At 47.0% G+C, this 12,767-nt stretch carries 11 protein-coding genes; all 11 read left to right on the top strand.

What is annotated here, in order from left to right; genetic code table 11:
• Positions 1–147 precede the first annotated feature (147 nt).
• The 11 genes from rpsO (at position 148) to ACRRNK_RS13665 (ending at position 12,640) form a co-directional block, all read left to right on the top strand.
• The gene (rpsO, locus tag ACRRNK_RS13715; RefSeq protein ID WP_127199705.1) at positions 148–417 is read left to right on the top strand and encodes a 30S ribosomal protein S15; all 270 of its coding nucleotides are present in this window, start codon (positions 148–150) and stop codon (positions 415–417) included.
• Between the two features lie 242 nt (positions 418–659).
• Positions 660–2,756, top strand: coding sequence for a polyribonucleotide nucleotidyltransferase (gene pnp, locus ACRRNK_RS13710; protein ID WP_433943292.1), 2,097 nt, complete (start codon positions 660–662; stop codon positions 2,754–2,756).
• A 163-nt stretch (positions 2,757–2,919) separates the two neighbouring features.
• A complete protein-coding gene (locus ACRRNK_RS13705) occupies positions 2,920–3,924 on the top strand; it encodes a polysaccharide deacetylase family protein (protein WP_433943291.1) in 1,005 nt (334 codons plus the stop codon).
• A 101-nt stretch (positions 3,925–4,025) separates the two neighbouring features.
• Positions 4,026–5,291, top strand: a complete 1,266-nt coding sequence (locus ACRRNK_RS13700; RefSeq protein WP_433943290.1) for a M16 family metallopeptidase — start codon at positions 4,026–4,028, stop codon at positions 5,289–5,291.
• A complete protein-coding gene (dut, locus tag ACRRNK_RS13695) occupies positions 5,269–5,718 on the top strand; it encodes a dUTP diphosphatase (protein ID WP_433943289.1) in 450 nt (149 codons plus the stop codon). Before ACRRNK_RS13700 ends, dut begins: the two co-directional genes overlap by 23 nt.
• 135 nt (positions 5,719–5,853) lie before the next feature.
• Complete coding sequence (gene dpsA / locus ACRRNK_RS13690; RefSeq protein WP_433943288.1) at positions 5,854–6,753, top strand: dipicolinate synthase subunit DpsA; 900 nt, start codon at positions 5,854–5,856, stop codon at positions 6,751–6,753.
• Positions 6,750–7,346 carry a dipicolinate synthase subunit B gene (locus ACRRNK_RS13685; protein ID WP_433943287.1) on the top strand — a complete coding sequence of 199 codons (597 nt, stop codon included), beginning with the start codon at positions 6,750–6,752 and terminating at the stop codon, positions 7,344–7,346. The genes dpsA and ACRRNK_RS13685 overlap by 4 nt, the downstream gene beginning before the upstream one ends.
• A gap of 59 nt (positions 7,347–7,405) precedes the next feature.
• Complete coding sequence (locus ACRRNK_RS13680; RefSeq protein WP_433943286.1) at positions 7,406–8,446, top strand: aspartate-semialdehyde dehydrogenase; 1,041 nt, start codon at positions 7,406–7,408, stop codon at positions 8,444–8,446.
• A 75-nt stretch (positions 8,447–8,521) separates the two neighbouring features.
• On the top strand, positions 8,522–9,739 hold the full coding sequence (gene dapG / locus ACRRNK_RS13675; protein WP_433943285.1) for an aspartate kinase: 1,218 nt from the start codon (positions 8,522–8,524) through the stop codon (positions 9,737–9,739).
• Between the two features lie 60 nt (positions 9,740–9,799).
• Entirely contained in the window at positions 9,800–10,663 is an 864-nt protein-coding gene (gene dapA, locus ACRRNK_RS13670; protein WP_433943284.1) for a 4-hydroxy-tetrahydrodipicolinate synthase, read from the top strand.
• Positions 10,664–10,960: 297 nt separating this feature from the next.
• The gene (locus tag ACRRNK_RS13665) at positions 10,961–12,640 is read left to right on the top strand and encodes a ribonuclease J (RefSeq protein ID WP_433943283.1); all 1,680 of its coding nucleotides are present in this window, start codon (positions 10,961–10,963) and stop codon (positions 12,638–12,640) included.
• Positions 12,641–12,767 lie beyond the last annotated feature (127 nt).

Below are 12,767 nucleotides of genomic sequence, written 5' to 3'. Positions count from 1 at the left end.
TTTACTTTTAATTATGAAATATGCTATACTAACTAACGGTATTCGCGAGAACATATTCACGCGGGTAACTGCAACCTTAGCTTGGTTGTTCGTTCTCACCGGCGGCAACGAGGCTGATGGCGATTATAATGAAGGAGGTGAATCAGGATGGCATTGACTCAAGAACGTAAGCAACAATTGATCGACGAGCACAAAACTCATGAATCCGACACTGGATCACCTGAGGTGCAAATTGCTATCCTTACGGAGAACATCGTCAATTTGACGAACCATTTCCGTTCCCACAAGAAAGATCACCATTCACGTCGTGGTCTTTTGAAGATGGTAGGACAACGTCGTAAGCTTCTTGCTTACTTGAAGAACAAAGACGTTCAACGTTACAGCGCGCTGATTGAAAAACTCGGCCTGCGTCGTTAATTTAATCTTGTTCAACACCCAAAGCAGCCTGGTTGCCGCCGGATGCGCTTGATCAAAGCGAACGGTGGCTGCCTGGTTGCTTTTTACGATAGCGCCTTTTTTGTAGAATCAACTCCTGATCGCAAGGCGATTCGCTTGCAGTGGAGCTTTTGTGCTCTATAACATTATGAATATGGGACAAGCAGGAGATAATGAAATAGATACCGAACATATAATTTTTAGATGAAACAAGGAGGGATCTCATGGAAAACCATGTGAAAATGCAGCTCGGAGGAAGAACGCTGATCCTCGAAACAGGAAGGCTTGCGAAACAGGCAAATGCTGCAGTTACTGTTCGTTACGGTGATACCGTGGTTCTGTGTACAGTGACCGCATCGACTCAACCGAAGGATTTGGACTTCTTCCCATTGACCGTTAACTATGAGGAGAAACTCTATGCGGTGGGTAAAATTCCAGGCGGATTTATTAAACGTGAAGGCAGACCTAGTGAGAAGGCAATTCTTGCAAGCCGTCTGACTGACCGTCCAATTCGTCCATTGTTCCCGGAAGGCTTCCGTAACGATGTGCAAATTGTGAACTATGTCATGAGTGTGGATCAGGATTGCGAGCCTGAAATCGCAGCTATGATTGGTACATCTGCAGCGCTTAGCATTTCGGATGTTCCATTTAGCGGTCCTATTGGCGGCGTAGCGGTTGGACGCGTGAACGGAGAGTTTGTCATTAACCCGGACATTGCCCAGCAGGAAGCAAGCGACCTATATCTTGTGGTGGCAGGAACCAGAGATGCTATCATGATGGTAGAAGCTGAAGCTAATGAAGTGCCGGAAGAAGTAATGCTCGAAGCGATTATGTTCGGACATGATGAGATTAAGAAAATTGTAGATACAATCGAAGAGCTGGTTCAAATTGCCGGCAAGCCGAAGATGGAAGTGAAGCTCCATGCGGTTGACGAAACCGTGAATAAGGAAGTTCGGGAGTATGCGGCTGACCGTCTTGTTGAAGCTGTTAGGATTGTAGAGAAGCACGCTCGTCAAGATGCCATTGATGCGATTAACGATGAGACCGTGGCCTTTTTTGAGCAAAAGTACATAGAATCGCTGGAGCTCTTGAAGGATGTTAAAGAAGTGCTGCATGACATTGTGAAAGAAGAAGTTCGCCGTCTGATTACGCATGACAAAGTGCGTCCTGACGGACGTAAGCTTGACGAGATCCGTCCAATTGAATGTGACATTAACCTGCTGCCGCGTACCCACGGCTCCGGTCTGTTCACACGTGGCCAGACTCAAGCGCTTAGCGTTTGTACCTTGGGTGCACTTGGCGATGTCCAGATTCTTGATGGCATTGATCTCGAAGAGTCCAAGCGTTTCATGCACCACTATAACTTCCCTCCGTTCAGTGTGGGTGAAGCTCGTCCGCTTCGTGCACCAGGCCGCCGGGAGATTGGTCACGGAGCGCTAGGGGAAAGAGCCTTGATGAAGGTTATTCCGTCTGAAGTAGAGTTCCCATACACGATTCGCCTTGTGTCCGAGGTTCTTGAGTCGAACGGATCGACATCACAAGCAAGTATTTGCGCAAGTACCCTTGCAATGATGGACGCGGGTGTGCCGATTAAAGCGCCTGTTGCCGGTGTAGCTATGGGTCTGATCAAAGATGGCGAGCACGTATCTATTTTGACCGATATCCAAGGCATGGAAGACCACCTGGGTGATATGGACTTTAAGGTTGCGGGTACTGCTGAAGGGGTTACCGCAATTCAGATGGATATCAAGATTGATGGAATTGACCGTTCGATTCTTCAGGATGCACTTGGACAAGCCAAAGAAGGCCGGATGTTCATCCTCTCCAAGATGATGGAAGTGATCCAGAAGCCTAAAGAAACTTTATCCCAGTATGCTCCTAAGATCTTGACTATGAACATTAATCCGGACAAGATCCGTGATGTTATTGGCGCCGGTGGCAAAATTATCAATAAGATTATTGAAGAGACTGGCGTTAAGATCGATATCGAGCAGGATGGACGCGTATTTATCGCTTCTTCAAATCAGGAGATGAACGATAAAGCTCGTTCCATTATTGAAGGTATCGTAAAAGAAGTGGTTGTAGGTGAAATATATACAGGTACGGTGAAACGCATTGAGAAATTTGGTGCATTTGTAGAAATCCTTCCGGGTAAAGACGGATTGGTTCATATTTCTCAGGTCTCCACAGAGCGTGTAGCTAAGGTGGAAGACGTTCTTGCTATCGGTGATGTGATTACTGTCAAAGTAACTGAGATCGACCAGCAAGGCCGTGTGAACCTGTCCCGCAAAGCTGTGCTTACAGCAGAGACATCCAAGTAACACCTAACAGATTACCCGCTTTATGGGAAAAGAAAAAAAGAGGCAGAGTGGTTAACCTTCTGGCTCTTTTTTTGCTTTCTATAGAACATCTCCGAAGTGCATAAACCTGCACACATAGACATATGATGAGGACAAAACTGGTTTGGAAGGATGAGTCCTGGAGATGGATCGGAGAAAATTAACTATTATTGTGGTAACCCTCAGCGCTATACTTCTGGTTGGCCAGCTGAGCGGAGTGCGGACATTTGTAGATTCCCGCGGACAGGCTGCCGAAGGTCAGTATGCATTTGAGCTCTTTGGCAGCAGTTCTGAAGATAACAAGTTGCTTCTGAAGATCAAGGAAGAGGCGGTTAAGCGAAAGGTCGAGCCTATTGACGCTGTTAATGACCGGATATGGAAAGCGATCCCTGGCTATAACGGACTTGAAGTGGATGTAGACAAGACTTATCAGCGCGCGCTGGCTCTAAAGAAAGGCTCGGAATCCACGGATTGGAACGTGGACGAAATCCCTTTTGTCTACCGTGAGCTGCCCGCTAAAGTTGGGCTTGACCAGCTGGGCGCATTGCCGATTTACCGCGGGAACCCGAACAAAAAAGTGGTTTCGTTCATGATTAATGTCGCATGGGGGAATGAGTACATCATTCCGATGCTGGATACGCTGGATGCGGCTAAAGTAAAAGCAACCTTTTTCTTGGATGGGAGCTGGCTCAAAAAGAATCCGGAGCTTGCCAAGGAAATTCAGAAGAGAGGTCACCAGATGGAGAACCACGCTTATTCCCATCCAAATATGAGTCAATTGAGTGAGAGCAGGGCAATTCTTGAGATTAGCAAAACGAAGGATCTGCTCAAGGAAACGCTGGGAGTCGATAATAAGTGGTTCGCACCTCCATCAGGAGATTTTAACCAGAAGACGGTCCAGATTGCGGCTGGGCAGGGTCTGAGGACCGTACTATGGACACTGGATACCGTGGACTGGATGAAACCGTCGCCAGAAAGTGTGGTGGCCAAGATCAGCAAACGCGTAGAAGCCGGCTCACTCATCCTTATGCATCCTACCAAGGCCTCCAAGGAAGCTCTTAAAGGGATGATTGCTGCCGTGCAGCGGAAAGGTCTAAAGCTGGGTACGGTGGAGGAAACGCTATCCCCTTCGAGAATTCAGGAGCCATAGAGTTGAGGAAATTGGCTTTTTTTGATAGGATAATGGTGCATTTATTGATCTTGATATCTCACCGTGTAGATAATTGGCATGGAAGTTTAGGAGGGCCTTTAGTGAGGAGAATACAGCTGAAAAACGGCCTTCGGGTGGTTTTGGAAAAAATACCTACTTGCCGCTCGGTCTCATTTGGCATTTGGGTTAAGACTGGATCCCGCAATGAGAGTATTGAGATCAACGGGATATCTCATTTCATTGAACATATGCTGTTCAAGGGGACGGAGCGTTATAGCGCTAAAGAGATTGCGGAACAATTCGATGCGATTGGCGGTAATGTGAACGCTTTTACATCCAAGGAATATACCTGCTATTATGCCAAGGTGCTTGATGAGCATCTTCCCATCGCGGTAGATGTACTGGCGGATATGTTCTTCCGTTCTTTAATGGACAAGAATGAACTTGCTAAAGAGAAGAATGTGATCTTGGAGGAAATCTCCATGTATGAGGATACTCCTGATGATATGGTGCATGACCTGGTCACAGAAGCGGCATATGGCAGACATCCCTTGGCTTATCCGATTCTTGGAACGGAAGAGAAGCTGCAAGGAATGGGAGCTGATGATCTTAACAAGTATATGAATGAGAAATATACTATTCAGAATACCGTGATAAGTGTAGCCGGCAATATAGATGACAGTATCATGGAGCTGCTTGAGCGTTATTTTGGCGAATTCAGGGTTGAAGGAAACGAAAGTCTTCTGGAAGCGCCGGATTTCCTCGGTGGGCTGAGATACCACCGCAAGAAGACGGAGCAAAATCATATTTGTCTGTCCTTCCAAGGGCTGCCAATTGACGACGAGCGCCAGTATGCCATGGTGCTGCTAAACAATGCGCTAGGTGGTGGAATGAGCTCAAGGCTTTTCCAGGAGATCCGGGAGAAGAGAGGACTTGCCTATTCGGTCTATTCTTACCATAGCTCTCATGCGGACAGCGGACTATTCACGGTATATGCGGGGACAGCACCTAAGCAGACCAAGGAGGTCCTTGAGCTGACTCAAGAAATTCTTCATGAGACGGCTGTAAAGGGATTGAGCGAAAGCGAACTGAGGAAAGGGAAGGAACAGCTTAAGGGCAGTCTTATTCTCAGTCTTGAAAGCACAGGAAGCCGGATGAACCGGCTTGGTAAGAACGAGTTGATGCTAGGCAAGCACTACACGCTTGATCAGATGATTGAACGGATCGAGGCCGTACAGATGGAAGACATTAGATATGTGCTCGGCACAATGTTTGAGCGTCCCTTCTCGCTGGCTATGGTAGGTTCATCGGATAAAGTGATTAATGGTTTAAGGAGAGATGAACTTGTCATATCTGGTTCAAATTAACAGACTTCCGGGAAACGAAGATATTGAGCTTCCAAGGAAAATGTCTGAGCTTGCGTCTGGGTTTGATTTGTATGCAGCAGTTGAGCAGGAAGTAATTTTGGAGCCGGGTGCACGCGGGCTCATCCCTACAGGCTTTGCTATTGCAATGCCGGCTGGTCTTGAAGCCCAAATTCGTCCTCGAAGCGGACTTGCTTTCAAGCATGGAATAACCTGTTTAAATACGCCTGGAACAATTGATGCGGATTACCGCGGTGAAATCAAAGTACTGTTAATCAATCTTGGGAATGAACCATTCACCATTGTCCGGAACGAGCGGATCGCTCAGATGGTATTTCAAGAGGTTCCTGAAGTTGAACTGGAGCAGGTCGATAAACTCAGTGATACAGTTCGCGGTTCAGGCGGATTCGGTCACACCGGCAGAAAATAAAAATAAGCTTGCATCTCCGTATATTCGGGGGTTGCAAGCTTTTTTTGTTATATCGCGAGGAAGGCCATCACCCCTTCAGGGGCAAATGCATAAGATGCTCTATATGTGCTGTTAGGAAAGGGGTGATCTCCTGCAATGCTTACGGGTATGACCATTGTGTTTCTCGGCGGAGACGCGCGCCAGATCGAGGTCATTCGCAAATGTGCGGAACTTGATGCAAACGTAAGGATTGTCGGCTTCGATCAGCTTGAGGAGCCTCCTGCTGCTGGAGTATCATCGGAAAAATTGACGACGGAGCTTCTTGCTTCAGCTGATGTGCTAGTTCTGCCCGTCGTAGCCAGTGATGATAAAGGCTCAGTACCTGTGCAGTTTTCCTCAGAGCCGATTATATTGCACGAAGAGCATTTTGCGTCGTTACCGAAGGACGTACTCATTTACACAGGAATGGCTAAAGACTTCATTCGAAGGTTGACTGCAAAATATAAGCTTGAACTTATGGAATTGTTGGAACGAGATGATGTCGCGATTTATAATTCGATCCCTACAGCTGAAGGTGCTCTCATGATGGCCATTCAGAATACGGATATCACGATTCATGGTTCAACTTGTGTGGTCTTGGGACTAGGCCGGACCGGGTTCACCTTGGCCAGAAATCTTCAGGCACTCGGAGCTTCGGTGAAGGCGGGAGTTAGACGGAAGGATCATTTCGCCAGGGCTGCAGAAATGGGCTGGAAGCCTTTTATGACAACGGATTTGGCCGATCAGGCCTCTGATATTGACTTGATTTTTAATACAATTCCGACTATGATAGTCACAGCGCAAATCATCGCAAAAATGCCCCGTCAGGCCGTTATTATCGACCTTGCCTCATCTCCAGGCGGAACGGATTTTCGTTATGCGGAGAAGAGAGGCGTTAAGGCGCTGCTAGCTCCTGGCTTACCCGGTATCGTCGCTCCCAAAACGGCTGGAATTATTATGGCAAATTGTATTTGTCAGTCGATATTGGAACAGAAGATACGGGGGGATGCTGAGTGAACTGGAAAGGAATTACAGTTGGGTATGCGATAACAGGTTCGCATTGTACATTTGCCGAAGTGATGCCTCAAATCCAGCGCTTTGTGGATGGGGGAGCAGAGGTTGTACCGATTATTTCACAGTCGGTATTAACGACAGACACACGTTTCGGCAGTTCTCAGGATTGGCAGAAACAGTTGAAAGATATTACAGGTAATGATATCATTTCTACAATTGTTGAAGCTGAGCCGCTCGGTCCTTCCAAGCGGTTGAATGTGCTGGCCATCGCGCCTTGTACGGGAAATACGACCAGCAAGCTTGCGAATGCGATGACAGACAGTCCTGTGCTCATGGCTGCTAAAGCACAGCTTCGCACAGGGAGACCGGTAGTCATCGCGATCTCTACCAACGACGGGCTTGGCTTTAACCTGGCCAATATTGCAAAGCTGGTAGTGGCGAAGAATATCTATTTCGTTCCTTTCGGGCAGGATAATCCTACTGGAAAGCCAAATTCATTAGTGTCCCGTATGGATCTAATCCCGGAAACCTGCTATGCCGCTTTACAAGGGCAGCAGATCCAGCCCGTGATTATTGAACATGCCCAGCAAGCTTAACCATAGTAATAATAAACTTATTATATATAGTACCGATTAGAGAAGGGGAGACGAGCCAGATGAGTAAAACGAAATTGAATGTCGCGGTAGTAGGAGCGACGGGAGCTGTAGGAGAACAAATTATCGGATTATTGGAGAAGAGAGATTTCCCGATCGATAAGCTGAAGCTCTTATCTTCGGCCCGTTCTGCAGGAACCCGCGTTACTTTTAAGGGACAGGAAATTACCGTTGAAGAAGCTGGCCCGGACAGTTTTGAAGGTATTGATATCGCTTTGTTCAGTGCAGGCGGAGATATAAGCAAGGAGCTTGCGCCTCACGCGGTGCGTCATGGAGCCGTGTGTATTGATAATACCAATGCGTTCCGTATGGATCCGAATACACCGCTTGTGGTTCCAGAAGTAAATGAGTCCAAGATCAACGAACATCAGGGGATTATTGCCAATCCGAACTGCTCTACGATCCAGATGGTAGCTGCGCTCAAACCGCTGTATGACCGCTATGGAATTTCCCGGATTATTGTATCAACTTATCAGGCGGTATCTGGCGCTGGTGCCCGTGCGATCGATGAAATGAAGCGGCAGACCAAGGAAGTATTGGAAGGTAACGATTCGAATCCTGATATTCTTCCTGTTGGCTCACTACCGGTCAAACATCAAATTGCCTTTAATGCGATTCCGCAAATTGATAAATTTCAAGACAATGGATATACACTCGAAGAGTTGAAAATGGTTCGTGAAACGAAGAAAATTCTGGATGATGAGTCGGTTCTAGTTACTGCGACATGTGTTCGTATCCCGGTTGTCTATGGCCATTCCGAATCTGTGTACGTCGAATTGAAGGAAGATTACAATTTGGAGGATGTGCGCAGTTTGCTGTCTGATGCGCCTGGGGTTACTGTTGTGGATGATCCGGCTAATCAGCTCTATCCTCTTGCAACGGATGCGGCTGGAAAGAATGATGTATTTGTGGGACGTCTTCGTCGTGATCTTACGAATGAACGCGGCCTGAATTTGTGGATTGTATCTGATAACCTGCTTAAAGGTGCCGCTTGGAATGCGGTACAAATTGCGGAGATTATCGCAGCTAATAAATCGAAGTAACCCTTGGTCATACGCTCCTTTCTTAGCAGAAAGGCGGCGTATGTCTTCTTTTGACAACATACTGGAGGAATAGCAATGCGCATCATGGTGCAGAAATTTGGAGGCACATCTCTTGCTACACCTGAGGCAAGGGAACATGTCGTACGTCATATCCGCAGAGAGCTTGCGGCAGGTTATCGGCTGGTCGTCGTTGTCTCAGCAATGGGAAGAAAAGGTGACCCATATGCCACGGACACACTGCTGGATTGGGCTGCCGTTAATGGAGGATTACTGCCTGCTCGCGAAAAGGATTTACTGCTGGTCTGTGGTGAAATCATTTCTGCTACAACTCTTTGTGGGCTGCTTGAACAGGAATCGATTTCGTCTGTCGTATTAACAGGAGCTCAGGCTGGATTCCGTACGGATGAGCAGTTCGGAAATGCCCGAATTCTGGACGTTGTTCCAGCAAGAGTGCTTGACGAGCTTGGCACGAAGGACGTTGTAATTGTGACTGGCTTTCAAGGGCAAAGCTTGAACGGTGATTTTACAACTTTGGGCAGAGGCGGTAGTGATACTTCGGCAACTGCGCTTGGAGCCGCTTTACATGCTGAAATTGTAGATATCTATACCGATGTAAATGGCATACTGACCGCGGATCCCCGTATAGTTGAGGACGCACGGCCCTTATCGTATGTTAGTTATGCGGAGATTTGCAACATGGCTCATCAAGGGGCTAAAGTTATACACCCTAGAGCGGTTGAAATTGCCATGCAGTCAAGTGTTCCGGTCCGGGTTCGCTCTACCTTCTCGGATAGTGTCGGTACGCTGGTAGCTAACCCAGAAGGCTTTCAAGATGTTCAGACAGGCATTGTGGATCGTTTCGTGACTGGGATTGCCTATGTAAGCAATGTAACCCAGATTACGGTGCATTCGGCTGGTAAGGGGCATCAGCTGCAGCTTGAAGTCTTCAAAGCCATGGCGGAGAATGCTATCAGTGTTGATTTTATTAATGTAACCCCCGCTGGAGTCGTTTATACGGTGTTCGACAGCGATAGTGTCAAAGCAGTTGCGGCGCTAGAAGAGCTCGGTTTCAATCCGCAGATCCTAAATGGATGTGCTAAAGTGTCCGTGATTGGCGGAGGAATAAATGGAGTACCGGGAATCATGGCCAGGATCGTTGAAGCGCTAAGTGAGCATAATATCCAAATTCTGCAATCGGCAGATTCGAATACAACGATATGGGTTCTTGTGAACAAAGAAGATATGGTTCAGGCACTTCGTGCGTTGCATACCAAATTTGAGCTACATCGGTGATCATTTGCCTTCGAATATAGAAAGAACGGCTTAACCATACTTTTTTGAGGAGGAGTTAAGGTGGAATTCGGAAGATTAATAACTGCCATGGTCACCCCGTTCGACGAGCAGGGACACATCGATTGGGAACAGGCAGCGAAGCTTATAGATTACCTCATTGATGAACAAAAGTCAGACGCCTTGGTCGTATGTGGAACTACGGGCGAGTCTCCTACATTAAGTGATGAGGAGAAGCTGCAGCTGTTCGATTTTGCAGTTAAGCACACCTCCGGCCGATGCAAAATTATCGCCGGAACCGGCAGCAATAATACTGCACATTCCATCCATCTTACTGCAGAAGCTGAGAAGCTGGGCGTGGACGGTGTTCTAATTGTTGTTCCTTATTATAATAAGCCAAGCCAGGAAGGCTTGTACCGCCATTTCGAAGCTATCGCGAATTCAACTAAGCTGCCGGTAATGCTGTATAACGTTCCTGGTCGTACTGTGATCAGTATGAGTACAGACACCATTCTGCGGCTTGCTCAAATTCCTAATATTACATCTATCAAGGAGTGCGCGGCGCTGGACCAGGTAGCACAAGTTGCTAATCAGGCGCCGGAAGGCTTTGTCGTATACTCTGGAGATGATGCTGCTGCCCTGCCCGCACTTGCGGTAGGTGCGTATGGAATCGTAAGTGTAGCCAGCCATTTTATCGGTGAACCTATGAAACAAATGATTCAGGCTTATCTGGAGGGTCATGTGGTGGAGGCTGCCAAGCTTCATCAACAGCTTCTCCCTGTTTTTAAAGGATTGTTCGAATGCCCGAATCCAGTAGCCGTCAAATTCGCGTTAAATGAGCGGGGAATCAAGGTAGGTTCCGTACGGCTCCCGCTTGTTCCACCTTCTGAGGAAGAGGCTGGTTCGATTCGGAAATTGTTTGACTAAAATGGTTGATTTATCAGGGTGAAAGTCAAATTAAGGCTGATCTGCTAAAAACCGATGTCCTGTTCAAGGCATCGGTTTTTTCATTGTGGTGCAAGGTAACTATATCGGGTGATCAGTGATTGACTTGTTTTTTGCCAAATTGATCATGTATAATGAGGTCAAGTGACTGGGTGCGGTATATTTTTGAAATTTTACTATATACGGGTTGACTATAGAGTGGCCTTTGTGGTGTGTTAGTTCACTCCGTATAATCGAAATGATAACGACGTCCAATACATTTAGGAGGGTTAGATTCACTTGTCCAAAAAAAATAACATTGATAAACTAACGATCTTTGCACTGGGCGGCGTCGCAGAAATCGGGAAGAACATGTACGTAATTCAGTATGCCAATGACATCGTTGTCATTGATTCCGGTCTTAAATTCCCGGAAGAGGACATGCTTGGTATCGACATTGTTATCCCTGATATTACTTACTTAACGGAGAACCGTGATAAAGTAAGAGGCATTGTCCTGACTCACGGGCACGAAGACCACATTGGTGGCCTGCCTTATGTTTTGAGACATCTTAATGTCCCGGTCTATGGAACCAAATTGACTTTGGGACTTGTGGAGAACAAGCTGAAAGAAGCCAATTTGCTCGGCGATACCAAACGCATTCTGATTAATGCGGATTCGGAGATCCAGCTTGGAGCTTCACTTAAAGCTACATTCTTCAAGACAAACCATAGTATTCCTGATTCTGTCGGCGTCTGCATCGAAACACCTGAAGGTAACGTAGTACACACGGGTGACTTCAAGTTTGATCATACTCCAGTCAATGGTCAATTTGCAGATCTGCAGCGTATGGCTGAAATTGGACAGAAAGGCGTTCTTGCCTTGCTATCGGATAGTACGAATGCCGAGAAGCCAGGATTCACGCCATCTGAGAAAAATGTCGGCGTAGTACTTGGAGATATTTTCCGTAAAGCTCAGCAGCGTGTAGTTGTTGCTACCTTTGCTTCCAACGTACATCGTATTCAACAAGTATTCGATGCGGCTTTTGCTACAGGACGTAAAGTAACCGTAATTGGTCGCAGCATGGTCAACGTTGTGTCTATTGCTTCGGAGCTTGGTTATCTGGATGTACCGGATGGTATCCTGATCGAGCCGGAAGAAGTGAACAAAATGGCCAGCGACCGTGTGGTTATTCTCTCTACTGGCAGCCAAGGCGAGCCAATGTCTGCGCTTACGCGGATGGCACGTTCTACTCACCGTAAAGTAGATATTTTACCAGGGGATACTGTAATTATTGCTGCTACTCCAGTACCTGGTAATGAGAAATATGTGGGTCGTACGATTGACGAATTGTTCCGTCTAGGAGCTGAAGTCATATACAGCGGTTCCAATTCCGGTGTACACGTATCCGGACACGGAAGCCAAGAAGAATTGAAGTTGATGCTGAACTTGATGAAGCCGAAATACTTCATCCCGATTCATGGCGAATATCGTATGCTGCGCAAGCATGCTCTGTTGGGTGAATCCGTAGGAATTCAGCCGGAAGACATCTTCCTGATTGAGATCGGGGATACCATTGAGATTCAGAATGGTGTCGCACGCAAAGCGGGTAAAGTCCCTGCCGGAAATGTTCTTATTGATGGACTAGGCGTAGGGGATGTCGGTAACATTGTACTTCGCGACCGTAAGCTGCTCTCCCAGGATGGTATTCTGGTCGTAGTAGTTACGCTGAGCAAGCAGGACGGCACGATTGTATCCGGTCCAGACATCATTTCTCGTGGTTTCGTGTACGTAAGAGAATCGGAAGGGCTTCTGGAAGAAGCTAACCGTATTGTTACCAGCACTCTGGTTCGATTGATGAGTGAGAATGTAAATGAATGGGCTTCCTTGAAGACGAATGTTAAGGATGCGCTTGGACGCTTCTTGTATGAGCAGACTCGTCGTAGACCAATGATCCTTCCAATTATTATGGAAGTATAATGCAGCTTATATAAATTGGGCACACAGTCGCCCTCTATCCTGCCGGAATTGGACGGTTCCAGGCAGGATAGGGGGCATTTCTATATCCTGAAGCTTTATTTAACTTATGCATAGCGCGGTGAAGGTT

It is taken from the genome of Paenibacillus sp. SN-8-1, from assembly GCF_050995535.1.
Taxonomy (GTDB): domain Bacteria; phylum Bacillota; class Bacilli; order Paenibacillales; family Paenibacillaceae; genus Fontibacillus.
This window is presented reverse-complemented; position numbering and strand designations above follow the sequence as displayed.